The organism is Bacillus sp. 3a (genome assembly GCF_017161885.1).
In the GTDB taxonomy this organism is placed as follows: domain Bacteria; phylum Bacillota; class Bacilli; order Bacillales; family Bacillaceae; genus Bacillus; species Bacillus safensis.
Window position 1 is genome coordinate 592,476 of sequence record NZ_CP067376.1, and the last position, 25,168, is coordinate 617,643.

21 protein-coding genes are annotated in these 25,168 nt (G+C 42.3%); 9 read left to right on the forward strand and 12 right to left on the reverse strand.

All coding sequences use genetic code 11. From position 1 onward, the window contains the following. Nucleotides 1-35: 35 nt before the first annotated feature. From JJ692_RS02825 to JJ692_RS02850, 6 genes are all read right to left on the reverse strand, one after another. Nucleotides 36-2,105 carry a beta-galactosidase gene (locus JJ692_RS02825; RefSeq protein WP_206534197.1) on the reverse strand — a complete coding sequence of 690 codons (2,070 nt, stop codon included), beginning with the start codon at nucleotides 2,103-2,105 and terminating at the stop codon, nucleotides 36-38. Nucleotides 2,106-2,128: 23 nt separating this feature from the next. Further along, a complete protein-coding gene (locus JJ692_RS02830) occupies nucleotides 2,129-3,337 on the reverse strand; it encodes a glycoside hydrolase family 53 protein (protein ID WP_098677068.1) in 1,209 nt (402 codons plus the stop codon). A gap of 11 nt (nucleotides 3,338-3,348) precedes the next feature. Then, nucleotides 3,349-4,191, reverse strand: a complete 843-nt coding sequence (locus JJ692_RS02835; RefSeq protein ID WP_024423962.1) for a sugar ABC transporter permease — start codon at nucleotides 4,189-4,191, stop codon at nucleotides 3,349-3,351. Nucleotide 4,192: 1 nt separating this feature from the next. Continuing rightward, on the reverse strand, nucleotides 4,193-5,431 hold the full coding sequence (ganP, locus tag JJ692_RS02840; RefSeq protein ID WP_095409952.1) for a carbohydrate ABC transporter permease: 1,239 nt from the start codon (nucleotides 5,429-5,431) through the stop codon (nucleotides 4,193-4,195). A 146-nt stretch (nucleotides 5,432-5,577) separates the two neighbouring features. Then, complete coding sequence (gene ganS / locus JJ692_RS02845; protein ID WP_206534198.1) at nucleotides 5,578-6,843, reverse strand: galactooligosaccharide ABC transporter substrate-binding protein GanS; 1,266 nt, start codon at nucleotides 6,841-6,843, stop codon at nucleotides 5,578-5,580. Nucleotides 6,844-7,015: 172 nt separating this feature from the next. Continuing rightward, nucleotides 7,016-8,011: a LacI family DNA-binding transcriptional regulator gene (locus JJ692_RS02850; RefSeq protein ID WP_206534199.1), complete on the reverse strand. Its 996-nt coding sequence runs from the start codon at nucleotides 8,009-8,011 to the stop codon at nucleotides 7,016-7,018. Between the two features lie 172 nt (nucleotides 8,012-8,183). On the opposite strand from JJ692_RS02850, the gene JJ692_RS02855 reads away from it, so the two are divergent. Further along, on the forward strand, nucleotides 8,184-9,083 hold the full coding sequence (locus JJ692_RS02855; RefSeq protein ID WP_024427566.1) for a LysR family transcriptional regulator: 900 nt from the start codon (nucleotides 8,184-8,186) through the stop codon (nucleotides 9,081-9,083). Nucleotides 9,084-9,098: 15 nt separating this feature from the next. Here JJ692_RS02855 and JJ692_RS02860 read toward each other — a convergent pair whose 3' ends face one another. From JJ692_RS02860 to JJ692_RS02870, 3 genes are all read right to left on the reverse strand, one after another. Continuing rightward, a complete protein-coding gene (locus JJ692_RS02860) occupies nucleotides 9,099-10,775 on the reverse strand; it encodes a hypothetical protein (protein ID WP_206534200.1) in 1,677 nt (558 codons plus the stop codon). Between the two features lie 82 nt (nucleotides 10,776-10,857). After that, on the reverse strand, nucleotides 10,858-11,268 hold the full coding sequence (locus JJ692_RS02865) for a hypothetical protein (RefSeq protein WP_198456680.1): 411 nt from the start codon (nucleotides 11,266-11,268) through the stop codon (nucleotides 10,858-10,860). 12 nt (nucleotides 11,269-11,280) lie between these two features. Beyond that, complete coding sequence (locus JJ692_RS02870) at nucleotides 11,281-12,771, reverse strand: lipase family protein (protein WP_206534201.1); 1,491 nt, start codon at nucleotides 12,769-12,771, stop codon at nucleotides 11,281-11,283. A gap of 128 nt (nucleotides 12,772-12,899) precedes the next feature. Here JJ692_RS02870 and JJ692_RS02875 point away from each other — a divergent pair, with 128 nt between their 5' ends. From JJ692_RS02875 to JJ692_RS02905, 7 genes are all read left to right on the forward strand, one after another. Continuing rightward, complete coding sequence (locus tag JJ692_RS02875) at nucleotides 12,900-13,403, forward strand: DUF1433 domain-containing protein (protein ID WP_151862738.1); 504 nt, start codon at nucleotides 12,900-12,902, stop codon at nucleotides 13,401-13,403. Between the two features lie 61 nt (nucleotides 13,404-13,464). Then, a complete protein-coding gene (locus JJ692_RS02880) occupies nucleotides 13,465-13,950 on the forward strand; it encodes a DUF1433 domain-containing protein (RefSeq protein WP_206534202.1) in 486 nt (161 codons plus the stop codon). A 92-nt stretch (nucleotides 13,951-14,042) separates the two neighbouring features. Beyond that, the gene (locus JJ692_RS02885) at nucleotides 14,043-14,978 is read left to right on the forward strand and encodes a nucleoside hydrolase (protein WP_172881136.1); all 936 of its coding nucleotides are present in this window, start codon (nucleotides 14,043-14,045) and stop codon (nucleotides 14,976-14,978) included. Between the two features lie 79 nt (nucleotides 14,979-15,057). After that, on the forward strand, nucleotides 15,058-15,915 hold the full coding sequence (locus JJ692_RS02890) for a MurR/RpiR family transcriptional regulator (protein ID WP_024423955.1): 858 nt from the start codon (nucleotides 15,058-15,060) through the stop codon (nucleotides 15,913-15,915). Nucleotides 15,916-16,100: 185 nt separating this feature from the next. Next, nucleotides 16,101-17,645 carry a gluconokinase gene (gene gntK / locus JJ692_RS02895; RefSeq protein WP_024423954.1) on the forward strand — a complete coding sequence of 515 codons (1,545 nt, stop codon included), beginning with the start codon at nucleotides 16,101-16,103 and terminating at the stop codon, nucleotides 17,643-17,645. Nucleotides 17,646-17,669: 24 nt separating this feature from the next. Continuing rightward, a complete protein-coding gene (locus tag JJ692_RS02900; RefSeq protein WP_197173033.1) occupies nucleotides 17,670-18,998 on the forward strand; it encodes a GntP family permease in 1,329 nt (442 codons plus the stop codon). A 110-nt stretch (nucleotides 18,999-19,108) separates the two neighbouring features. Next, entirely contained in the window at nucleotides 19,109-20,197 is a 1,089-nt protein-coding gene (locus tag JJ692_RS02905; RefSeq protein ID WP_029706442.1) for a DNA alkylation repair protein, read from the forward strand. 31 nt (nucleotides 20,198-20,228) lie between these two features. On the opposite strand, the gene JJ692_RS02910 is transcribed toward JJ692_RS02905, so the two are convergent. Then, a complete protein-coding gene (locus tag JJ692_RS02910) occupies nucleotides 20,229-21,566 on the reverse strand; it encodes an amino acid permease (RefSeq protein ID WP_024423951.1) in 1,338 nt (445 codons plus the stop codon). A gap of 313 nt (nucleotides 21,567-21,879) precedes the next feature. Here JJ692_RS02910 and JJ692_RS02915 point away from each other — a divergent pair, with 313 nt between their 5' ends. Beyond that, nucleotides 21,880-23,394 carry a methyl-accepting chemotaxis protein gene (locus JJ692_RS02915; RefSeq protein WP_151039599.1) on the forward strand — a complete coding sequence of 505 codons (1,515 nt, stop codon included), beginning with the start codon at nucleotides 21,880-21,882 and terminating at the stop codon, nucleotides 23,392-23,394. A 39-nt stretch (nucleotides 23,395-23,433) separates the two neighbouring features. Here JJ692_RS02915 and JJ692_RS02920 read toward each other — a convergent pair whose 3' ends face one another. Further along, complete coding sequence (locus JJ692_RS02920) at nucleotides 23,434-24,417, reverse strand: Gfo/Idh/MocA family protein (RefSeq protein WP_151039601.1); 984 nt, start codon at nucleotides 24,415-24,417, stop codon at nucleotides 23,434-23,436. A gap of 128 nt (nucleotides 24,418-24,545) precedes the next feature. Further along, nucleotides 24,546-24,905 (reverse strand): MerR family transcriptional regulator, encoded by a 360-nt coding sequence (locus JJ692_RS02925; RefSeq protein ID WP_024423948.1) that lies wholly within the window; start codon nucleotides 24,903-24,905, stop codon nucleotides 24,546-24,548. Nucleotides 24,906-25,168 lie beyond the last annotated feature (263 nt).

Consider the following 25,168-nt stretch of genomic DNA (forward strand, 5'->3'; position numbering starts at 1 on the left):
TAAATTAAAAAGCGTCCATTAAATGGACGCTTCTTTCAACGATTTTTCAGGATGACATACTCGTAAGGATCAAGTTGAAGCTGCTCAGGCACTTGCTGTCCAGTCAGCATATTCTCATAGCTTGCCTCTGAATCTAGTGACATGTTCTGCTGCTCTTCTGTAAAATTCATCAAAAACACATAGTCCTGCGACCCGTCTGTTCGTTTTTGTACACTGACTCCTTCTGGAATTGCAGTGGATAGGACGGGCTGTATGCCAATACCTGCGATAAGGTCTTCGTAAAACTCATCATAAAAAGACTGCTCATTTTCTGAGGCTATATAGTATGCTTTCCCTTTTTCTAATGAACGGACAGTCAGGGCTGGCTGTCCTTCGTAGCAGCCATTTTCAAAATGCCCTAACACAGAGGCCGTTTCAGGATGTACAGATTCGCAATATTGTCCGACATGATAGGTGCGTCCATTCCCTGTGGTCATTAACACATGTTCATCAGGCATCAATGTGTTGATTTCCTCTGCCCAAATGCCAAGTACATGGCGGAGAGGGCCAGGAAAACCGCCGAGGAAACAGAGATCATTTTCGTCGACTATGCCGCTCCAGTAAGTCGCGATAAAAATGCCGCCCGCTTTGACAAAGGCTTCAATTTTTTCTGCAACGCCTGGTTTGATCATGTAGAGCATTGGCCCAATGAGCACACGATAGGATGAGAAATCCTTTTCCATCCCGATTATGTCAACAGAGATACCCTTTTTCCAAAAGCTTCGATAGTGAGTTTGACAAGCCTCTACATAGCGTTTGTTTGTATTATTTAAGCCTTGCGCATCATCAATGGCCCAGTGATTTTCCCAATCATAAATGATGGCGACCTCTGGCTGAACGGATGTGCCCGCAATTGGGTGCAGCTGCTCCAGTTGTTTCCCTAGATCAGCTACCTCTTGAAACACGCGCGTATGTTCATGACCAGAATGATCAACAACGGCACCGTGGAATTTCTCAGAGGCGCCTCGGCCTTGCCGCCACTGGAAATAAAGCACGGAGTCTGATCCGTGGGCAATTGCCTGCATGGCAGAAAGGTGTGCCATGCCTTTATGTTTGACCTTGTTCACTTCATGCCAGTTCACAAGGCTCGGCGTACTCTCCATGACGAGAAACGGCTGTCCGTCCTTTAAGGAACGGTACAAATCATGTACAAAGGCAACGTTCGATGCTAATTCGGCCGTTGTTTCTCTGCCGCTGTGCCAAGCAGGATAGCTATCCCATGAGATCACATCGACCTCTTTTGCAAATTGATGATAATCCAGCCCAAGAAATGGACGCATATGCGGATAGTCGCCCATAAAGTTCGTGGTTACTGGGATATGAGGCGTCAATTCCCGCAGCGGCTTAATTTCATTTTGATAAAAATTGATCGTTTGTGCTGTGACAAAGCGCTTCCAATCCAGGTTCATGCCGTGAATCATGTGCTCCCCGTGTGGTGCGGGTGATTCGATTTGTGACCAATCACTATACGTGTGGCTCCAAAATCCCGTCCACCATGCTTGATTCAAAGCCTCAAGATCGTGGTTGTATTTGTCCTTCAAATAGTCTCGAAATGCTTCCTGGCACAGCTCGCAATGACACTCGCCGCCGTACTCATTCGAAATGTGCCACATGATCAGTGCTGGATGATCCTTGTAGCGTTCCGCAAGCAGCCGGTTGAGTGTATTCGTTTTTTCTCGATAAACCGGAGAGGTGAAGCAATGATTATGGCGCAGTCCATGTAAGTTACGCTGACGATTCGCTTCGACGCGCAATACTTCTGGATATGTTTGTGACAGCCAAGCAGGTCTTGCTCCACTTGGCGTTGCGAGAATGGCGTGTGCCCCCTGTGCTGCCAAGCGTTCCATGATGTCATCCAGCCATGCAAAGTCATACTGACCCTCTGCTGGCTCTAGCTTACTCCATGCGAAAATGTTGATGGAGAATGTTTGACAGTGTGCAAGCTTCATTAATCTAAAATCTTCGTCTATGATCTCTGGCATATGGAGCCATTGATCTGGATTGTAATCGCCACCATGCAAAAAGCCTTTCACATTTGGGTGAACGAGTGGATAACGCTTTCCCATTTTGTCACGTCCTATCCTTTTAGTTACGGTGTCATTTGTTTAAATACATCAAGAGAAGGCAGTGCTTTTCCGTTGAAATCAAACATCGCTTGATTTTCCCACGCATTTCCGATAGTCCCGGTTGTTTGGATATAAGCGAGCCCGTATTGACTAGACCACGGAGCGCCTTTTGCTGGAATCCAAAGCGGCTCCCAATAAAAGAACCCCTTCCCGCGGTTGTTGTTTACTTGTGAAATTTTTTCGGATAGATCTCGTATAAAAGATGCCTGACCTTGAGGTGAGGCTGGATAACCGGCTGTATTGACAGAGTCTTGGTTAAATGAGTTATCTAGGTTGTCACCGTTTGCTGTTGTAAAGCCGTAAGCAGTTTCTACCACGATGACGTCTTTGTTATAGCGGGCACTAATATCATTCATATTGGACGTAAGCCCGCTAAAGCCGCCGTCCCAATACGGGTAATAAGATAAACCGATCGTATCGAAGGAGACGCCTCGTTTTGTGATTTCATCAAACCACCAGCGGGATGCACCATTGTCTCCGCCATGTGCAAGGTGAAGCATGATTTTGATGTTTGAATCGACAGAGCGGACGGCATTTGTGCCAGCTTTTAGCAGAGCAGCGAGCCGGTCAAATTCACCACCGCCTTCACCCCAGCTTTTTCCGTTTGGCCACAGCATACCTGAGTTCAACTCATTCCCGACCTGAACCATATTCGGCAAGGCATTTTGCGCTTTCATCGCTTTGAGCACATCACCAGTGTAAGTGCCGACCGCTTTTTCTAAATCGCTTTGTGAGAGGGATGCCCACGCTTTCGGTTTGAATTGTTTACCGGGGTCAGTCCAGAAATCACTGTAGTGAAAATCAAGCAGCACTTTCATGTTTTGTGCTTTTGCACGTTTCGATAAAGCGATGGCTGTATTGAGATCATTAGTGCCGCCGTTATAAGCACGGCCTTGATTGTCATATGGATGGTTCCACAGTCTGATACGCACATAGTTGACGCCTTTATCCTTTAATAGCTTGAGCGGATCAACCTGCTGTCCGTTCTGGTTGTAGTATTTGCCGCCGCTTTTCTCCACTTCTGCAAGCATCGAGATATCGGCTCCCTTGATGAAATCACCTTGCAGTCCATTGATCGGTTTCACAGAAATCGTATCGGCCCTTGCTTCAGGCAGAATACCTAATCCCATCAGAAAGAAAACGACAACAGTGACAAGCAACCATTTCTTCATCAAATCTCCCCTTATCCTTTTGTCCCGCCTTGTGTGAGACCGGACACAAATTGTTTTTGTAAAACAAGGAACAATAAAGCGACTGGAATCGCAATGAGTAAAGCCCCGGCTGCAAAGGTCGTGTAGCTTGCACCCATTTTGTCTGACACAAGATTGTACAGACCGATTGGGAGCGTATACATTTCGGGTGAGCGGACAATGACACTGGAAATGATGAAATCACCCAGCGGACCTGTAAATGAGTTGATTGCGACAACAGCTAAGATGGGCTTAGCGAGCGGCATAATAATTTGGATGAAAATCCGGAAATGCCCTGCGCCGTCCATTCTGGCTGATTCATCGAGATCCTTTGGAATCGCATCAAGATAGCCTTTCATTAAATACGTATTCATCGGAATTTGTCCACCTGCATAAATCAAAATCAGGGCAAGGTGGCTGTTAATGAGTCCAAGCATTTGAGCAAGAACAAAAATCGCTATCAGCGCTGAAAATTGAGGAATCATTTGCAGCAGCAAAAAGAGCATCAGCCCATTTTTCCGTCCTTTGAAGCGGAATCTGGAAAAGGCATAGCCTGTAAAACTGACAAGAACGAGCGTTAAAACCATTGTGGCAATACTGATCTTCATTGAGTTCCAATACCATTTTGCATAAAGTGCCCCCTGACCGAAGAACAGCTCGGTGAAGTGGCTGAACGTTGGATTCTTCGGAAACATGCTTGTACTCATGAGGCTGTTCCCAGGGTTAAAGGAAGCACCGATCGTCCAAAGCAGTGGATATAGAATACAAATGGAGGCAATGAAAAGGATAAAATAAGTGATGCTCAGGCGAATGAGCTTGTTTTGTTTTGATCCCATATCACATCATGTCCTCCTCTTTGAATGAATTCGTTCTCTTAAACTGCCAGAGTGCAATGGCGATGACAAAGATTGAAAGTAAGATCGTGACAGCGGCAGCGAGTGCATATTGAGAAGACTGCATCGTGAGTTTGTAAATCCAAGAAACCAAGATGTCCGTTCCCCCAGCAGTTGAGCCAGCGACAGGCGGTCCTCCGCCATTAAATAAGTAGATGATATTAAAGTTGTTAAAGTTAAACGTATATTGCGTGATTAATATAGGCGCAATGGAATAAAGGACAAGCGGTAATGTGATGGACCGGAATTTCTGAAAGAAGTTTGCCCCATCAATGGTCGCAGCTTCGTATAGATCCTCTGGAATTGCTTGCAAAACACCGGTTGTCATAATGAAAACAAAAGGAAATCCAAGCCAAGTCTGCATCGCAATGAGGGCAATTTTGCTCCAAAATGGATCTGTCAGCCATGGTTTTGGATCAATTCCAATCGATGCAAAAAGTGTGTTGTTAATGGCTCCAAATGTATCGTTGAACAGTCCGGCAAACACCAAAATGGTCACAAAACCCGGAACAGCCCAAGGAAGAATCAAAATCGTTCTAAAAAACCTTTTTCCTTTTAAATCCTTCTGATTAAGCAGAACCGCTAGAAAGATGCCGATGGCACATTGAAGGGTGGACGCAGCCAAAGTCCATACGACGGTCCAGCCAAGTACATCAATGAAGGTGTCTCTCCAAATATCAATTGAAAAGATATTTTGAAAGTTCTTGATCCCTACCCAATCGATCAGATTGGCAGGAGGCGAGTGGTATAAATCGTAGTTCGTAAAGGCAAGCGCAAAGCTGAACATAATAGGAAAGACAACAGAAAAAAGAAGTAAAAAGAAAGCAGGAGTGCTCATTAAGTAAGGAAAGCCTTGGTCGATAAGCTGATGATATTGAGCTCGGATGGAATGAAGCGGAACCCCTTGATCACGTTTCTTTCCGTTCATAAAAGCATCACGCATCATGAGTACGTAAAAACCGATACCAAAACCAGCTGTTAACAGGGCAATTATCCCTTTTGCCAAAAGGAAAACAGAATTGTCACGAGGCAGCATCGTACCAAGTGTGAACAGCCCCCAAAAGCCAATATTGAATAAATCATAAAATACGATGAAAAAAGAGACGCCGAACAGGAAAAAAAGTGCCCCTTTGCCGTACTGCTTGTTGTATATCTGCCCCATCCCGGGTATTAAGGAGAACATTAGCGCCCGTCTCCGGTGTGTCTTTGATTCCACTATGTGTGTGCGGTCTAGTTCAAGGTTACCCGTCACGTCTAACACCTACTTCATATGAAATTAGATCAAATACGGGCAGCTTGATAGACGTAAAGGCTACCCGTGTTTGATGATTATTTAGAGTGATTTGCTTTAATTTGAGAGTCGATTTGATTGACGGCATCATCAAATGCCTTTTTCACATCTGTCCGGCCGGTTGCAATGAGACCTAATGCGCTGTCAATCGGCTTCCACACTTCTGCCATTTCTGGGTTGTTCGGTGTCAGTGTGGCATATTTCGTTTGTTTTGAAATAGCATCTGCATTGGCGTTTTTAGTAATGATTGGATCTTTCATCAGCTTTTTCACTGGTGGAATTTCCTCTGTCACTTCGAATCGCTTCTTCGAATTTTTTTCATTCGTGATAAACTCAACAAATTTCTCAGCAAGTTCTTTATTTTTAGAATAAGAGGAGACGTTGTAGCTCTTTACACCTAAGAATGAGCTCATATGCTTTCCGTTCGGGAGTGTTGGCAGCTCTGTTACGCCATAGTCAATTCCAGCTTCTTTATATGGACCAAATGACCATGGACCAGAAATGACAGCTGCCGCCTTTTTCTCTGTGAATAAGGAGTTGAGGACATTGATTCCTTGTTCACCAATGATGCCTTTTGGGAAAAGTCCTTCGCTAAAGAATTTTTGAATGTATGCTCCGCCTTCGATGGCGCCATCGTTGTTCAGACCAATGTCATTGACATCATAAGAGCCGTCGCTTTTCTGTTTGAAAATATAGCCCCCTGATCCGCCTAACACACTTTGTGCATAGTAAATTTCATCCCATTTCGCAACAAAACCGTATTTCCCGTCTTTTGTCAGCTTTTTCGAAAGGTCATACCAGCCATCAAGTGTAGTTGGTGCCTTTTTGACAAGGTCTTTGTTATAGAAAAGCACTGTCGTTTCAACGGATTTAGGAAGGCCATACAGCTTGCCGTCTATCGTTTGTGATTGAATGGATTCGTCTGTGAAGGAATTGATCACTTTTTGATCAGGTTTGATTTCCTGTAATAGTCCTTCAGTGACGGCTGATCCAATTTGATCGTGAGGCATCGTGATGACGTCTGGGCCTGTCCCAGCTGCTCCATCAAGGCGGAGAGCTTCGATTTGGTCGGCATACGCTTTTTCGACCACTTTGATTTTCACATCGTTTTGTTTTTCGAATTCTTTTACAGCGTCTTGAATCCCATCAGACTTTTTGACATCCTCCCATACTAGCAAGGTCTTTGTACCTGTAGATGCTGGCTGAGTCCCGCTTGAATTGTCATCTCCTGGCCCGCATGCTGAAAGCAGAAGCACAGCAGTACCGACAACTGCTGATAATGTCGCCCATTTTCCCTTTTTCATTGGTAATCCCCTCTCGTTCTTTTTTCACAGATGATAAGAAAACGCTTTCTTAATGTGAGAATATCAACTTAAGTAAAAAAAGTAAACATATTTTAATAAATTTATTAAGTAAAATTTTTTACTCATATAGAGAGAAAAGAAGCCCTCCACATTAGGAGGGGCTTCCAGTTGATTATATGGTGCTTTTCCGAAAGACAGGTTCTGAGGCAATTAGCACAGTTTTAGGTAGTGTTCTGCCGTCCACAAGTCTTTCTAAAAGTAAATCGATCGCTGTTTCACAAAGTAATGACGTATGGATATGATACGTGGTGAGCGGCGGCGACACATATTGAGACACATGAATATCGTTGATACTAAAGACGCTGACGCGATTCGGCAGAGAAAATCCTCGCTCATTTAATGCTTGTAAGCAGCCGATGGCAAGAGGGTCACTAGCGACACAAAAAGCGGTGGGCAGATCATCACCGAGCTCGTCAATCGCCTTCATCATCAGCGAATAGCCTTCATCTACTGAGAAATGGTGACCGATATAGACCAATTGCTCATCAAGCACATTGCGGGTCATCATGTATTCACGGAAAGTCGTTTCACGAATATCTGGAATATGCACATTCGTATTCAGATCAAGGTCTGTGCCGCCAATGAACCCAATAGATGTGTGCTCTTTTTCGATAAAAGAATCGATGATCCTTTCAACAATTCGTTTCAGGTTCGGCTTTACAGAATCAAAACGGTCTTCATCTGGTGTCGTATCAATAAAGACAATGTGCGGAGTGATTGCATGTAATTGGTCAAGTTCTGACGTTTTAAAGCGGCCGATGGCGATGATTCCTTCTGTAGCAGAATCAATGGAATGTAGCCCATCAGACGGATTGTAAGCGGTCACATTTAAGCTCCGAGTATTGGTGAGTTCCTCAATGCCGAGTCGAATGGATTTAAAATAAATATCTTCAAGCTCTTCCTTTTCAGTCATCCAATAGAGAAAGGCGATTTTTTTTAATGAATGTTTGAATGTCTTCTTTTGGTAGGACAAAGCTTCTGCGGCGGCATATACTTTTTCGCGTGTTTGATCGGTGACAGATAGGTTGGGATCTTGGTTCAGTACGCGAGATACCGTTGCAATGGATAAGCCTGCTTTTTCTGCAATGTCCTTTATTTTAGCTGCCAAATCAGCACCTCCTATAGAAAATATCTCCTCTTAGTATAGAGTCTTTAAAAAAATTAGTAAATATTTTTATTAAATTGTTTTCGTTTAGGCGGTTCTTTACGTGCTGGAAAGGAATTAGTAAGATATATATAGGTAAGGTGTTGGATTAAGATTTCTGATAGGAGAGGGACCGATGTATTACGATGCACTGAAGACATTTGTGACAGTGGTGGAGGAGAAAAACTTTACAAAAGCAGCCCAAAAGCTGCGAATTTCTCAGCCAAGTGTCAGTCTTCATATTAAGAACTTGGAGCAGGAATTCCAGACCGTTCTGCTGAATCGTTCACCAAAGCAATTAACCGTTACACCAACTGGGGATATGCTGTACCATCGATCAAAACAAATCATTCGTCTGTATGAACAGGCGAAGCAGGACATTTATGAGCATCACCACCTGGCAAGAGGAAAGCTGACCATCGGGGCGAGCTTCACCATTGGTGAGTATGTGCTGCCGCAAATATTGGCGGAGTTTCATCAGCTCTATCCGCATGTTGATATTGAGGTGGTCATTGATAATACAGAGGCGATCGCTAGACATGTCCGTTTATTCCATGTTGACATTGGTTTGATCGAAGGACAGACCAATGACAAAGAGCTTTCTGTAGAAACTTTTCTAGAGGACGAGCTTTATATTGTGGCGCCATTAGATCATCCTTTTGCCAAGAGAAAAGATGTCACCATTGATCAATTACAAAACGAAACATGGATCACGAGAGAAGAGGGATCAGGGACAGGAGAATATTTACAGCATGTCCTGAAATCAAATGGACTGAAAGCGCGAACCTTTGTAACCTTTAGCAGCAATCAAGCGATTAAAGAAGCTGTGATCCATGGAATGGGTCTTTCTGTTTTATCTAAATATGTCCTCCAGCGAGGCAGCATTGGCGGTGAATTGGCTGTTATTTCTGTCAGAGGCATGGATTTCAAACGAAAGTTCTCCTATGTCGAGTCACCGATGACCGGGGGAAATAAAAATAAGGAATTGCTCGTTGAATTGTTAAGGAAAGAGAAAAAGGACGCTTCTCCTCAGTAGGAGAAACGTCTTTTTTTATAACCCTTTAATTTTGATTTCATCGACTGGAAGGAAAATCTCACCTGTATCTGTATATTTCATGGTGATCTGATCGCCCTCTTTTAAATAAATGACGAGAGGTTCTTTTTCAGATGACATAGTGTAGCTTTTCCCATCGTCTAGCAGGAAGGTGACGGTTGTATAATCACCGGTCTTTTCTTTGTAGACTCGTTTGACCTTCCCTGCCACTTCTTTCTTTTCTTGCTTAGAGGAACTGTTAACAGTACCGCCGCCTTTTTGAAGAGCTGTCTTATAGGCTCTTAGTGCTTCGTTTGGTGTAGAAGCGTACGCGGCGATTTCTGGATTGGCTGCAGAAACGATAAAGTAGTTTTGCAGGAATCCATTTGAATCGAGAACAGGTGTGAGCCAGCTGGCTTCCCCATAGAAATTATAGAGAATTGGCATGCGGCCTTTCCATTTCTTCTCGATGAATCGTTTCTCAATAATTTGCAGAGCGCCCTGAGAATCCATGTAGGATTCTTCAAGATTTCCGGTATAATAAGTCGCTTTTCCTGTTCGGGCATTTGTCAGGGCATATCCGAGCATGGAATCAACGCCCTCTTTTGGACTTGTGAAATCTGTGAAGTAATACATATCTCCTTTTGAATCAAATACCGGGCTCACATTGGCTTCCGTTCCTTCATCGGAAGGCAGCTTGACATCTGACTTTCCAAACATACTGTTCCAGAACCCGTGAATATAGTTTCCGAAATAGCTGTTTTGCAGACTGACCGCCTCTGGTGAAACAGCACCGTCGATAAAGGCAGGTACTTGATCTAGAGCATATTTCTTCGTCGCACCTGTTTTGGCATCAACAACGACGACACCGGAAGCTTTAAAGCCGTTTCGGGCAGAGATGAAATCGCCATACGTTTGAATGTAATAAGGCTTGCCGTCATCATTGATTTCCAGCTGTGTGCCGCCATAGAAAATCAAATCTGGGTACTGGAGACGGATATGCCGCTCAATTTCTTTGTTGAAATAGGAGGAAGGCGTATAGACCATCTCCGTCTTCACGAACTTTGGATTAGCAGAGGAGTCGGTCGCACTTAATGTAAAGTAACCCGGCGTGCTGCCTGCACGAATCCATTTAAAGAAGTCCGAGAACTCCACTGGAGCGATGTATACATACTCACCGTTGACCTTCTGAATTTGCAAGCTGCCAAGCTCATAGTAGCTTGTGTTTGGCACCTGTCCGAACGATTTCTTCATTTTGTTCCGGGCAAATTGAGGCGGCACACTCGCAGGTGTTTCTTTTTCATCAAATGCTTTGATTTCTACTTTTTGCTCCATTTTGGAGACATCGAATTTCTCATTCGCATTGAATAGAAAAGCTGTCGCCATGTAAACACCGAGCAGCAATAGAATAAGAAACAGCACGCCTTTGATTTTACGCTCCAATCCCACTGACAAAAAGGCGCCTGCTGCTGTCACAACAAGTCCAATCAGCCATAGAGATGAAGGGTTACGGTCTAAATTGGTAATGTAATAGAAAACAAAAATACCGATCATGAACAGCAAAGCAAGGCCAGCAATCCACATGAGCGGCACCTGCTGTTCTGTCCCTTTCTTTCTAACGATCAACCTGAGTGGTGTGAGCAAAAGGGTCAAGACAAGACCGATCACAACCGAAAATAACAAAATATATCCCACAAACAGATCTCCTTTCAAATCAATCACTCTTTTAGTATATACGAGTGAGGCAGGGAAAAGATTCATCGGATGGAAGGTTCATCTAAATGCCAATCGAGTTGATGGCAGATTGAACATCTTCTTTCAGTTCGTAAAATTTGAGTCTTTGTTCAATTTTTTCTATTAAGGTGTCTATGGCTTCACCTGACATGTGCGTATGGATGCGCTGTTGCTGTTTATACACTTTGACCAGAAGGTCGTCAATTAGATCTAAAATTTTTTCCGCTTCTTGGCGATCTTCTGCAAATTCATTTTGAAGCTGATGCCGGATGGCTCTGATAAGTGCCGTTTTCTGTTCTTCTTTGATCTTTGCTTTCAAAGCTGCCAGCTCTGCTGGTGTCATGTCTTCCGTGTCAAAGTTTGCTTTTGAGAAGATGGAGCTTGATGTATGCGTATCTGTCATTCTTTGCAAAAAACGATCTGCATCTGTTGGTTGTTTCTTTGAAAATTCCATTTATCGTACTCCTTAAGAAATACCCATGTTCTTCGCCAGGGCTGTATCTGCATCGTGGTATTGTTTTCCTAGCTCGCTCATATCGTCTGATATTGAGTCCAGCCATCTTTTTAAATTCATAGCGTTATCAATCGCTGTATCATACTTTTTGACCGAATAGAACTCATTCTCAAGACCCTCTGTTTTTAAGTGGCGAATCACAGCATCCACATCTGAAGCCGTCAGCTGATCATAAGAACCAAAGCCAACAATTTGTTTATACCTTGAGCGTACCCGTTCTACAGATTGATCCACTTTGTCATCGAGTTTCTCGATTTTACGAATGATTTGCTGCATATGGTGATCGGCATATGTCGAGAATTTACGCCCTGTGTTCATGAGAACGTGGGACTTAATTAAAATCGCCACCACACTATGAGGATCAACATTTGATTGACTCAACTGATGTAACATGGCCGTGGTAAGTGAAGGGTTTTTTCTCAACATATCATCAATGGTTTGAACGGAGCCGTCTGGCGAAAAGGTATAACGATCTAAGCCATGGCTGCCAGCGATTGCTTCAAGGAATAAATTCGCATCCAGTGAAGGATTCACACTCATTGCCCGATTGAGGAGGTCTTTCATGAATTGGACGGCTTTTGAGGAGTCCTCGGAGTAATCGACACCTTCGGGGAGAGCGGCATCATACATCACTTTCACTCGACCGATTTCTGTCGTATGCCGATTTAAAAGAGAAAGCCCGTCATTGAGATTGATATATTCTGTTAATCTACTGCGGTAATCGCCTTTTAATGCTTTAGCCTGTAGACCATCTGATAGATTTGGATAAATATTTGGATTCTCAAATGTGACCCCGCCTTGAATAAAGTCGTTTTTGACAAGAACATAGGAAGCATTTGACCCGCCGAGTGAATGACCTGTCACATACATTTTGGCATTCGGCATTTTCTTATGTATTTCTTTCGCATATCGATCCGCTTGAACCATTTGATTCTCTGCACCATGCTCAAATGGAATATTTTTAATCAGATACTTTGTATCTGAAACCATCCAATCCTGAACAATTTCATTTGTATAGGCGGTTGTGCCTGTTGTCAGCTTAGTCGTCACTTCCTGTGAACCCTTCGATCGACTAAAAGGAGGCAGCTTCGTCAAAATGGTAGAAAGAAGATCATCTGACTCTTTTTTTCCATGTTTTTTAATGGTATCTTTATATTGGTCTGCACCAATCGGTTCAGAACCACGGTATGCGATGACGGCGTTTTTGATTTTGGTGAGGTCTTTGCCTTTACCGGATCGAATAAAGTCATCCATTGATACCAGAGTTAATGAGTTAAGTCCTTTTTCTGTTTCTCTATAGTCAACGACATACATTTTTCTACCATTGCTAATTTTTATTTCTTTAGATTTTTTATAGTTTTCTATACTATAAGATCTTGAAGAAATTAAATTATAATCCTCATCTGTTAGTGCATATGACCTTAACTTAGACAAAGTCGTCACTCCTGTAATTAATATATTAACAACAATGTAAATTATAATATACTATGGGATAAATATCTATTTTAAGTGGAAAAAATATTTAACTATGATTAGAGGTAAATTGAAGTTGAAAAGGTGGATATTATAATATGAAAAGCCTTAAAGTTTTTTTGTCTGTTTTTATCATTATCATTATTATTATTTCAGCCGTTTTAATTATCCAGCATAAACGAGACCAACCCGATGATGCAGGAGGGAATAACAGTATGCAACAAAAAGAGAAAAGCGACCAAGAAAGAGCAGAAGAGTATGCAAAGAAGATGAAGCCAAAAATTGAAGAGGATTTACGTGAGTCTGATATTCACGGATTTATAAAAAAAATCACCTTCAAAAATCAAGTAACGATCAATCCGATGGGGCACATCATTATTAGAGGATATATCAATGATGAACCCGAGAGATTTAGTTTCGAAGCATTGTTGAGATATGAATCTGGTAAGGTTGATTCAATGAGTTATGACCCTGATTTATCAGACCGCTTTATAGATTGGGAAGAATATAAAGATGAGCCGGAAGTGAAAGAAAATTACCTTAAAAGTTTTACTAAGGAGGAACGTGAACAGTATCTGAGAGACATTGGAGAAAAAAAGTAAAACAGGTATTTATGTACCTGTTTTTTTATGTTTCATTCATAAAAAGGTGGAAGTGCTAGATATGAAAAATACAATAAAACTTGTTGCTGTAATAGTTGTGATCATTCTTGTCTCAGTGATTTCGTTAATCGTTCAGCACAATAAGCAAAGTCAATCAAATGTAAATGTAGAGGTAAAAGAAAAAAGCGACCAAGAAAAAGCAGAAGAGCTTGCAGAGGAGATGAAACCTAAGATTGAAGAGCATTTACATAAAAGAGACATTCATCATTTTATTAAAACCATAACGTTTGAAAAAGATGTGACCATCAATCCTATGGGGGATATTACAATCGATGGATATATAAATAATGAACCGGAGAAGTACGGATTTTCAGCTTCTTTACAATATAGAGCTAAAAAAATAGGTTCAATGAGTTATGATCCTGATTTATCAGATCGCTTTGAGAACTGGGATGACTTTGATCCTCAAGTAAAAGAAGATTTTCTAAATAGTCTTTCAGAAAAAGAACGGGAACAGTATCTTAAGGATATCGGAGAAAAAGAGTAATAAGATCAACCTGCTAATATTACCCAAATAGTTGAAGCAGGCATATGCTATCATTCACCTAACAACACTATTAAAAGGGAGAGATTTCACCCATGGCAAATACAAAGAAATTGATCTTAGATGTAGATACTGGAATCGATGATGCGATTGGGATTTTGCTGGCAGTGAAAAGTAAGCAGTTTGATATTTTGGGGATTACGACGGTATGCGGGAATGTGTCTGTCGATGCGGCTACATTGAATACGTGTAAAGTGCTTGAGCTGGTTGAGGCAGATAACATTCCTGTCATCAAAGGTTCAGCAACCCCTCTTTTAAGAGCGCCTCATTATGAACATCGGGTACACGGAGAGGATGGAATTGGCGGGGCTTTAAAGGATGTCCAGCCAAAGAAAACAGCAGATGCTGGTTTTGCGCCTGATTTTATCATTGAACAAGTGCTGCAGTATTCGGAGCAGGTCACGCTTGTGTTGACAGGGCCTTTAACGAATTTAGCCCTTGCGGTGAAAAAATGCCCTGAGCTGATTCATCATGTGAAAGAAGTCATTTTTATGGGTGGTGTCGTGAAGGGGCAGGGAAACGTCACACCAGTTGCGGAATTCAATACATATGCAGACCCAGAAGCAGCGAAATTGGTGCTGGATGCTGGGTTCCCTTCGTTGACTCAAGTGGGGTTAGATGTCACGAGACAGGTCTTGTTAACGGATGAGAGAATCGATGCCATTCAAAATGAAACGTTGGCAGCTTATATCAGAGAGAGTACAAGCATTTACCGACAGCGCTATTTTGAGCGCAATGGTGTGTGGGCGTGTGCCATGCATGATCCGCTTGCTGTAAGTCTTGCCATTAACAAGGAGCTTGTAAGCACACAGGCTTTTCATGTAGAAGTGGAGACGAAGAGTGAGTTTTGTGACGGTCAAATGATCTGTGATTTTCAGCACCAATGGGAGAAAGAGCGCAATGTCCAAGTGTGTACAGATGTAGATGCTGAAGCTTTTTTTGATTTATTGATCAAAACGATGAATTCATAAAAAAGAAGTCTGTGCAAACAGGCTTCTTTTTTATAATATGGAAACATGAGGAACATGATTAAGGAAGGAGTGAAGTCAATTGGCTTCTGTCAGTTTAAGTAGTATTGAAAAAATACGCGCAGCAAGCAGAGGATTGCCGCCAAAGCTGAAAGGAATTGCAGAACATATTACGAGTGAACCTGGCGATATTATTCATTTGTCTATTGTCGAGCTTGCCAAAAAGACAGCGAGTTCAGAGGCAACGATTTTTCGTCTTTGTAAAAGGCTTGGATTTGAGGGTTTTCAAGATTTGAAGATTGCAATTGCCCAGGAAATAGATCAAACAAAGCCTGATTATGTAGATGAAGAAATGAGTCTTGATGATGATACGGCCGTTTTTATGCAAAAGGTTTTTCAGGCAAATATATCTGCATTAAAGGATAGCTTTCAATTACTGAATCCAGAGGATGTAGAAAAAGCCATTCAAATCATTCATGAAGCAAAGCGCTTAGAGTTTTATGGGAGTGGCGGGTCCGGACTCATTGCAACAGACGCTTTTCATAAATTTATGAGGACAGGCATCAACTGTATTGTTCACACCGATTCCCATTTTCAAGCGATGTCTGCCGGTCTTCTCGACCAGCACAGTACAGTGATTGGTATATCTCATTCTGGCCGGAATAAAGATTTACTCGATGCAATGAAAACAGCAAAGGAAAAAGGAGCGAAAACCATCGGTATCACAAGTTATCAGCGCTCTCCATTGAGCCAGCTTGCCGATGTCACCTTGTATACTTCGACGCAAGAAACGGCTTTTCGAACAGAAGCGATGTCTGCAAGACTTGCTCAGCTCACTGTCATTGACGTACTATACTTTGCACTTGCTCACTTAAGACAGCAGGAAACTTTAACGAATTTAAAACAAATGAGAGAAACCATTTCACAAAAAAGGGTGTAATGGTTTCAAAAATAAATTTTTCTATTAGTGAAAAATGCCGTTGTGGTAACGATTTTGAGCTTTTAAGTGAAAATAATTTTCTTTTTAGTCGTTGAATGTCGAAAAAATTATTCCTATAATGGGATTTAACAGGTATATCAAAACAATAAAATATGATTTCAAATCAATGATTGGGCGTGATACAGATGAAGGGAAACCAGGCGGTAATTGGTTTGGATATTGGAACAACAAGTACAAAGGCGGTTCTGTTTGGACCACAGGGGAAAGTGATAGCAAAGCATTCGGTTCCTTATGATCTCATTCAGCCCCAGCCAGCATGGGTTGAACAGGACCCTGAACATATATTAGAAGCCGTCATTGCAAGTGTAAGAGGTGCGTTGACGAAAGCAGCATTTGATGCAAAACATCTCATAGGCGTCGGGATTAGTACAGCGATGCATTCCTTGATTGTGATGGATAAGGATGGCAAGGCGTTAACGAACAGTATCATTTGGGCAGATAACAGAAGTGCAGAACAAGCGAAGCGAATCACTTCAGACATGGACGGCTTCCAAGTGTATAAAAGAACCGGTACACCGATCCATCCAATGTCACCGCTTTCAAAAATACGGTGGATCAAGGAAATGGCACCTGATGTCTTCAAGAAGGCAGCGAAATTCATTTCTATCAAAGAATATATTCTTTATCATTTCTTCGGTCAGTATGTCGTCGATTATTCAATCGCTTCAGCAACGGGACTGTTCCGTTTGGAAACGCTTCAATGGGATGAGCAGGCGCTGCGTATTGCTGGAATTGAGGCTGATCAATTGTCTGAACTTGTTCCCACGACGTATCAGCTGAGAGGGCTTCAGCCAGAGATCGCCCTGCGAATGGGCATTGCGGAAGATACACCATTTGTTGTTGGTGCGAATGATGGGGTTCTAGCGAACTTAGGTGTGGGAGCGATTGGAAAAGGTGAGGTGGCTGTCACGATTGGGACAAGCGGTGCAGTCCGTACGGTCGTGGACAAACCAATAACAGATGAACAGTCAAGAACGTTCTGCTATGCGTTGACTGATAAGCATTGGGTGGTTGGAGGACCGACGAATAATGGCGGGATCATGCTGAGATGGCTGAAGGATGAATTTGGATCCTCGGAGGTAGAGGTAGCAAAGCGTCTTGGAGTGGACCCTTACGACCTGATGATTGATATTGCGAAAAAAGTTCCAGCCGGCTCAGAGGGACTGCTGTTTCTGCCATTTTTAACAGGTGAGCGTGCACCTTATTGGAATCCAAATGCGAGAGGCACTTTCTTTGGGATCGGTCTTCAGCATAAGCGGGAGCATTTTATAAGAGCTGTGTTAGAAGGCGTCATTATGAGTGTGTTCTCAATCGGTGTTGCCTTAAGGGATTTAACCGGTTCAGCAAAGGATGTCAGGGCGTCGGGCGGATTTGCGCGATCTCCGTTGTGGCGGCAAATTTTAGCGGATACGATGGGCAGGGAAGTACTTGTCCCAGAAAGCTACGAAGCATCAGCACTTGGGGCGGCTGTGCTCGCACTTCATAGTTTAGGTTATATGGAAGAGATAGAAGAGGTTCAAGATTGGATTCGAATCTCTGCCCGTCATGAACCAAATATGGAGAACAATGAAACATACATAGAACTGTTTTACTTATATGAGCGTCTCTATGACAAACTCAAGGATGAATTTGATGTCATTAGTGCGCTTCAATTAAAACAAAATCATTAAACATCAGGGAAAAGGTGGGAGAGCATGCTTTTATTCATCGTGATTGCCGCAATTGTCCTTTTACTCATCCTCATAACAGTTGCTAAGTTGAATCCGTTTGTGAGTTTAATTATTACCTCTATGTTAGTCGGTTTTGCCACAGGGATGGACCTGCAGGAAATCATTCAATCCATCAAAACGGGGTTAGGCAATACGTTATCATTGCTGGCCATAGTTCTAGCGCTTGGAACCATGCTTGGGAAAATGATGGCTGAATCAGGTGGAGCTGAGCGGATCGCTCACACATTAATCGGCCGGTTTGGGACAAAAAATGTGCATTGGGCGATGATGTTTGTTGCCTTTATTGTGGGAATACCTGTCTTTTTCCAGGTCGGATTCGTTCTTCTCATTCCTTTATTGTTTACGATTGCGATTGAAACGGGCATCTCGCTCGTGACAATTGGGATTTCGCTCATTGCTGGCTTGTCTGTCGTTCACGGTCTTGTGCCGCCTCATCCAGCTGCCATGGCAGCTGTCGGCATCTATCATGCCAACGTGGGGAAAACCATTTTCTTTTCCATTATTGTCGGTTTGCCGACAGCTATTATTGCTGGGCCGCTGTATGGAAAGTGGATTGGAAAGCGGATTCATAAACCAGTTCCAGAGCTGCTGAGAAAGCAATTTACTGAACGCAATGAAGATCGAAAACTTCCCGGCTTTGCAAATACGATGTTTACGATTTTGGTGCCAGTGATTTTAATGCTTCTTGCCACACTGGCGGATATTATTTTACCAGAGGACAATATTTGGTATCAGGTATTTAAGTACATCGGAGATCCAATTACAGCACTGCTGATTGCAACGGTGTATTCTTTCTTCAGCCTTGGCTTTGTGCAAGGGATGAGCCGTGACAGGGTGCTTTCCTTTAGTAATGAGTGCTTAGGACCGATTGCTTCTATTCTGCTTGTCATTGGAGCAGGCGGGGCTTTCAATAATGTGCTCATCGATTCGGGTGTTGGTGATTATATTGCAGATTTAGCAAAACACTCGCCGATCTCGCCAATTTTGCTTAGCTGGCTGATTGCTGCGGTTATTCGTGTAGCAACAGGATCTGCTACGGTCTCCATGATGACTGCAGCTGGTATTGTCGCACCAATTGCTGCATCTATGCCGGATGTGAGCAGAGAGCTTCTAGTGTTAGCTACAGGGGCGGGTTCATTGATTTTGTCTCACGTCAATGACTCTGGTTTTTGGCTGATCAAAGAGTATTTTGGTATGACCATTAAAGAAACGTTTTTGACATGGACGGCTATGGAGACGATCATTTCTGTTAGTGCCATTGCACTTATTATGATCATTAATATGTTTATATAGTGAAACGCAACAGCCTGATTCTTCGGAATAGGGCTGTTTTTGCTTTTGGCAATACCACCTTTGTCAGATTGGGGTAAAATAAAGATATTGAGAAGCGGGAGGCGGACACGATCGAACCATTAAAACACGTTTATCATGAATTATTTATTGAAGAATTAGCGGAGAAACTTGCACAAGCGTCGACTGGGTTTGATGCTGGAGAATTCCAGCGGCTTGTGTTTCAAAAGGATTGGCAGCAGCTTGAGTTAAAAGGCAGAATGAGAAGAGTCACTGAATCGATGCATGCCTGTCTGCCTAAGGATTATGAGCAGGCAATTGAGGTGCTGCGTCAGACAGCCCCGCATTTTTCAGGACTTAGTGCGCTTGTATTTCCAGACTACGTCGAAACATATGGCCTAGCGCATTGGGATATCTCGATCAAGGCGCTCGAATTCTTTACGCCTTTTTCCACTTCTGAATTTGCCGTTCGGCCTTTTCTGATTCAGGGTCAAGACAAAATGCTGGCGCAAATGCTTGTATGGTCACAGAATCAAAATGAGCATATTCGGCGGCTGGCGAGTGAAGGATGCAGACCACGTTTGCCATGGGGATTAACTGTTCCTGCACTTAAAAAGGATCCTTCGGTTACGCTGCCTATTTTAGAAAACTTGAAGTCGGACCCAGCGCGCTATGTGCAAAAAAGTGTAGCGAACCACTTAAATGACATTTCAGCGATTCGGCCTGATCTGATGAAGAAGACGGCTAAAAGCTGGTATGGAACGAATGAACATACGAACTGGATCATCAAACATGCATCTCGTACCTTACTAAAAAAAGGCGATCCAGATATCATGGCTTTGTTTGGCTATGGGGATGATCCATCTGTTCAAGTAACAGATTTGAAGGTAGTGCAAGACCCTATTCGTATTGGAGAGAAAATGACCTTTCAATTTACACTTCAGGCGGCTAAGCCACTAAAGCTGCGTGTAGAGTATGCCATAGACTATGTCAAAGCTCGGGGTACCCGCAATCAAAAGGTATTTAAAATCACAGAGTTTGAAACAAGTTCAGCGTTACATAGAGAATTTATCAGGTCTCAGTCCTTTCAAAATATGACGACGAGAAAGCACTATGAGGGAACCCATACTTTAACGATTATCATCAACGGCATTCCAAAAGCGTCGATTGATTTTGAGGTAACAGAAGATAGCAGCTCATAAAAAAACCCGCCATTTCGGCGGGTTTTGGTATTTAAGCCTTCTTTTTCATTAAGAATGAAGCGATGATGGCAGCGACTAAGAAACCGATGCTGATAATGGAGCTAGGCAGGTTTTCTTGTCTGAATAGGAACAAAACAAAGCTCAAACTGAGTACAAGACCTGCAAATAAAGTTAGATACGGAAACAGCCACACCTTGAAATACGGCTCCTGTGGATATTTTGGACGCAGCTTCAGATGTGCCATACAAATGCTGATCCAAATGAGTGAAACAGCAAAACCAGGAATAGCCAGCATGTAGCTGAAAATTTGGTCTGGATATAAGTAAGCAAAAAATGTTCCAATGAGAAGAAATAGAACGGTAACCCATAAACTTAAAATGGGTACGCCTCTTTTGTTGACCTGTGCCAGTTTTTTCGGACCGCCGTCTGATTTAGAAAGAGAATGAATCATTCTCGTCGTTCCATAAATTCCAGAATTGGCCGCAGATAGAACGGCTGTAATCAAGACAAAATTAATGAAGTGAGAGGCGCCCTGCATACCAGCAGCAGAAAAGACTTGGACAAAAGGACTGTTATTTGGGTCAATTTGATTCCAAGGAATGAGTCCGCAGATGATCAAAATCGGCAATGTGTAAAATAAGATAATCCGCCACATCATACTTTTGACTACTCCAGGCAAGACCTTCTCCGCATCCTTTGTTTCAGTAATGGTCAGCCCGATCAATTCAGAGCCTCCATAAGAGAAAATAACCACTAAAAGTGATGCAAAGATCGCACCCCATCCATTCGGGACGAAGTTTTGATAGTTGGTAAGCGCTGGTGTGCTTTGTTCGTTTGGAATGATCCCAAATAATAATGCTGCACCGAGAATAATAAAGACAATAATAACGAAAATCTTCATTCCAGCGAACCAAAACTCAATTTCACCAAAGTATTTTACATTATTTAAGTTAATTCCGATGACTAAGAGTGAGCAAAGTAAACAGAGTGACCATAACGGCACGTTCGGCAGCCAGTATTGAAGCAGACTGCCAGCTGCAATAATCTCAATGACACATACAGTGAGCCACATAAAACAGTAAACCCACCCGACGACAAATGAAAAACGTTGACCAAGCGCAATTTGTATAAGGTCGCGAAGATTATTTCCCGGATACACAATGGCCATTTCGGCTAATGCTGCCATTACAATGAGGAGCAGCAATCCGGCAAATACATAGGAAAAAATGACCCCAGGGCCTGCTAAACCAATTGTATCGGCACTTCCTTTAAAGATTCCTGTACCAATGACCCCGCCCATCGCAATCATGCGAATGTGACGCGGTGATAAAAGCTTTTTTAATTCTTGTTGCTCCTGATTCGCGCTCATGACGTTCTCCTTTTTTAAAAATGCTTATGTTCCATTTTCTTTTTTCAAGACGTCAGTGTCAATATAAAAAAAGAGATTTTTCAGACAAAAATAGAGGTTGATTCTATCAAAAAATATATTTATATCCATAATTAACTTATTTTATACATATCTAAAAACGAAACTTCAAATAAATGAACATTTGCCTTATTTATTACATAAACAATTTTCAGTTTTTGTCGATATATCATTTGTATTACTAAAGTCCTAATAAAGAATTGTTTATAACTGTAAAATATTTCAAGAATGTTAGAGTTGAAAGGAGTTATGAAAGATGTTTAAGAGAAAAGCAAATGATTCATCGGCTGAAGTCCTTCTGAGTGAAAGCAGCCAATTAATAGAACGAATTGAAAAGGGAGACTTTTCAGCAAGATTAGATACTGCTGCATTTTCTTCTAGCCAAACGATAGAAGCAGTGGCACAAATGAATGAAGCTTTGCAAAAGATGCAGGATGCCAATGAAAATATTCAAATGCGGATGGATTTAGTGACAAAAGCCATTCAAGTTGGCTTATGGGATATGGTCGTCATCGCTGGAGACCCGGTCAACCCAAAGAATGAATTCACATGGACGGATGATTTCCGCAAAATGCTCGGCTTTCAAAATGAGCACGATTTTCCAAACCTATTAGACAGTTGGGCATCTCGAATTCATCCGGATGAACAAGAATATACATTAGATGCATTTGCTTCGCATTTATTGGATCATTCAGGGCGTACGCCGTATGATATTGAATATCGCTTAAAGTTAAAAAACGGGGATTATCGCTGGTTCAAAGCAACTGGAACGACCGTTCGTGACCGAAATGGTGTCCCTCTTCGTGTGGCGGGAGCTCTTTTTGATATTCATGATCAGAAATTGAAAGAAGAAGAGATGCAAGCATTTGTCACAAGATATGACTTAATCAACCGTGCGCTTGTCGAAGCTCCTTGGGACATGGTGGTAGAGGCCGGCGATCCAGTCAATCCAAATAACGAATTCTGGTGGTCTCCGCAGTTCAGAACAACTCTTGGCTTTACAGACGAAAAAGATTTCCCGAATGTTCTGAGCAGCTGGAGCGACCGTCTGCATCCTGAGGATCAAGAAATGGCTTTACAAGCCTTTGCAGATCATTTAAATGACCACTCTGGACGCACACCGTTTGATATTGATTACAGATTGCAACGCAAAAATGGTGAGTACCGCTGGTATCATGCAGGTGGTGAAACCATCCGTGATGAAAAAGGTGTGCCTCTTCGTGTGGCAGGAACCATTCGTGACATCACGTTAGAAAAAAACAAAGAGAAAACAGCAGATGAAATGGCTTCACAAGTAGAACAGCTTTCAAGTTCTATTAGTGAGATGGTTTCGGGCATTAGCTCTGTGACAAATCAAGCACAGGAGCTGGCTGTCGCTCAAGAGCAGTCAACGTCTGCCGCACACTTAGCAAAAAATAGTGCAGATGAGACAAAAAATATTTCTGACTTAATCAAAGAAGTGGCAAACCAAACGAACCTGCTTGGTCTAAATGCTGCGATTGAAGCAGCTAGAGCTGGTGAACAAGGCCGCGGATTCTCTGTCGTTGCAGATGAAGTACGAAAGCTGGCGCTGCATAGTGCCAATGCAACGGAAAATATTGAATCTAGTTTAACGGATATGAAAACACAAATTGATGAAATTCTTGAAAATATCTCGAATATGACAGCTCTTACGCAAACTCAGGCTGCTTTAACAGAGCAAGTGAATGCTGCAGTCGATGAAGTGAATCACATGTCTCAGCGTCTTGTGGCGTATTCAAAGAGTATTTAATGAAAAAAACCGCCCTCTCATAGAAGGCGGTTTTTTTCATTAAATTTGATCTGCTGGGAAAACAATACCTGCATCTTTTCTTGCGGCATCAAGAACTTTCATCACGGAGAGACTTTCATCAAGCCATGCATAGCACTGTTCATGATTTTTTGTTTCAATGATCTGCTGGAAAGCTTCTGCTTCATAAAACAGACGATTTGGATTCGTTTGTGCATTGAGTGAGATGACCCTGTCATCAACATGCAGCAGCACTTCCTCGCACCCATTCGCCCCATTTTTCACATGAATAAAGCCTTTTTCTCCTTGAATCAATGCAAAGTTCATGCTGCTTGTATCCTTACTGCCGACACTTGTCGCAATAAAATCATTGTAAGTGAACGTCAAAACACCAGATGTGTCAATACCGTTTGGATGGCGGTTTGCCTGATATCGGACTTGCTCTGGTGATCCAAAGAGGTTCATGATGAAATGGACATTATAGATATTAATATCCATCAGCGCTCCCCCAGAGAACTCAGGGTTAAAGACATTTGGCGTTTCGCCGGCTAGCAGCTGATTATATTTGCTTGAATATTGACTATAATTGCATTGAACCAGTTTGATTTTACCTAATTGATGAAGGTGTTTTTTGATCAAATGATAGTTTGGCATATGAACGGTCGTAATGGCTTCAAATAGGAGAAGCTGCTTTTCCTTTGCGAGAGCGATTAAGGCTTCCAGCTCTTTCACATTAGAGGTGAAAGGCTTTTCGCATATCACATGTTTTCCGTGTTTCAATGCAGCGGTTGCATGCTCGCTATGTAAACGATTCGGTGATGCGATGTAAACGGCTTCTACGTGAGGATCTTCTAGCATAGCAGTTAGATCCGTATAAGTTGTCTGCACCCCAAATTTGTCTGCGAGCTTCTTTGCCGTTGCTTCCTTTCTTGAATAGACAGCGTGACAAGAAGCACCGTCGAGCTGTTCAATCGCTTGCAGGAAGCCTTCCACAATGATACCTGTTCCGATGGTTGCGATGTTCATTCTCAAAACCCCTTCCACTCGTTAAGCTGACTCTAGTATAACCGATGTTTTCATTGAACGTGTACTGAGATACCTGAGCGAAGGTGTGCCAGTGATCAACACCGGCACACCTTTGGCAGCCCTTACAATCAGCTGATATTTGCTAATGTTTGCTTTGTTAACAATTGAATAGCTGCCTTCCTTTTTTTTAACTCTTGAATAGAGTGCTGGATATCTTCGACTTTTTGCTCGAGCAGCTGTTCAGCTTCTGTTTTTGACTTTTTTTCGAAAAGTGATTTGATAATTTCACGAATTTCTTTAAGTGAGAAATCTAGCTTTCTCGCTTCGGTGATAAATGACAGCATGAGTACATATTTTTTATCATATAGACGATAGCCGTTATGCGCTCTTTTGGGCTCTGGGAGCACCCCTTCATTTTCGTAAAAACGAATGGTTTCAATATGTACTCCAGACATTTTTGACAATTTACCTCTCGTAAACGTAATCATTCCCTGCACCTCCTTTCTTTGCTATTCATCATACAATTAGATTTGCTCGTTTCAAAACATTCTATAGTGGTGGACAATTTTTCTATTTTACTTGTTTCAAATGGGTGATCAGCACGATGAATAGAATGCGTTATAATAGAGTAGACTCATGTGATATTTGTTACAGATAAGAACAAGTAGACAGCGTGAAGAAAAAACGATAGGCTAAAATAGGTAAATAGTAATGAAATAACCTGTCATCATCGTAATGGTGGCTCAAAATG

What these genes read in the sequence shown, in the direction of transcription:
- JJ692_RS02920 (WP_151039601.1), bottom strand. Translation starts at nt 24,417, where the DNA reads ATGAACATCGCAACCATCGGAACAGGTATCATTGTGGAAGGCTTCCTG.
- JJ692_RS02855 (WP_024427566.1), top strand. Translation starts at nt 8,184, where the DNA reads ATGTATTACGATGCACTGAAGACATTTGTGACAGTGGTGGAGGAGAAA.
- JJ692_RS02830 (WP_098677068.1), bottom strand. Translation starts at nt 3,337, where the DNA reads ATGAAGAAATGGTTGCTTGTCACTGTTGTCGTTTTCTTTCTGATGGGA.
- JJ692_RS02925 (WP_024423948.1), bottom strand. Translation starts at nt 24,905, where the DNA reads ATGATTACGTTTACGAGAGGTAAATTGTCAAAAATGTCTGGAGTACAT.
- gntK (WP_024423954.1), top strand. Translation starts at nt 16,101, where the DNA reads ATGAAGGGAAACCAGGCGGTAATTGGTTTGGATATTGGAACAACAAGT.
- JJ692_RS02910 (WP_024423951.1), bottom strand. Translation starts at nt 21,566, where the DNA reads ATGAGCGCGAATCAGGAGCAACAAGAATTAAAAAAGCTTTTATCACCG.
- JJ692_RS02825 (WP_206534197.1), bottom strand. Translation starts at nt 2,105, where the DNA reads ATGGGAAAGCGTTATCCACTCGTTCACCCAAATGTGAAAGGCTTTTTG.
- JJ692_RS02875 (WP_151862738.1), top strand. Translation starts at nt 12,900, where the DNA reads ATGAAAAGCCTTAAAGTTTTTTTGTCTGTTTTTATCATTATCATTATT.
- JJ692_RS02835 (WP_024423962.1), bottom strand. Translation starts at nt 4,191, where the DNA reads ATGGGATCAAAACAAAACAAGCTCATTCGCCTGAGCATCACTTATTTT.
- JJ692_RS02880 (WP_206534202.1), top strand. Translation starts at nt 13,465, where the DNA reads ATGAAAAATACAATAAAACTTGTTGCTGTAATAGTTGTGATCATTCTT.
- JJ692_RS02900 (WP_197173033.1), top strand. Translation starts at nt 17,670, where the DNA reads ATGCTTTTATTCATCGTGATTGCCGCAATTGTCCTTTTACTCATCCTC.
- JJ692_RS02915 (WP_151039599.1), top strand. Translation starts at nt 21,880, where the DNA reads ATGTTTAAGAGAAAAGCAAATGATTCATCGGCTGAAGTCCTTCTGAGT.
- ganS (WP_206534198.1), bottom strand. Translation starts at nt 6,843, where the DNA reads ATGAAAAAGGGAAAATGGGCGACATTATCAGCAGTTGTCGGTACTGCT.
- JJ692_RS02865 (WP_198456680.1), bottom strand. Translation starts at nt 11,268, where the DNA reads ATGGAATTTTCAAAGAAACAACCAACAGATGCAGATCGTTTTTTGCAA.
- JJ692_RS02885 (WP_172881136.1), top strand. Translation starts at nt 14,043, where the DNA reads ATGGCAAATACAAAGAAATTGATCTTAGATGTAGATACTGGAATCGAT.
- ganP (WP_095409952.1), bottom strand. Translation starts at nt 5,431, where the DNA reads ATGTTCTCCTTAATACCCGGGATGGGGCAGATATACAACAAGCAGTAC.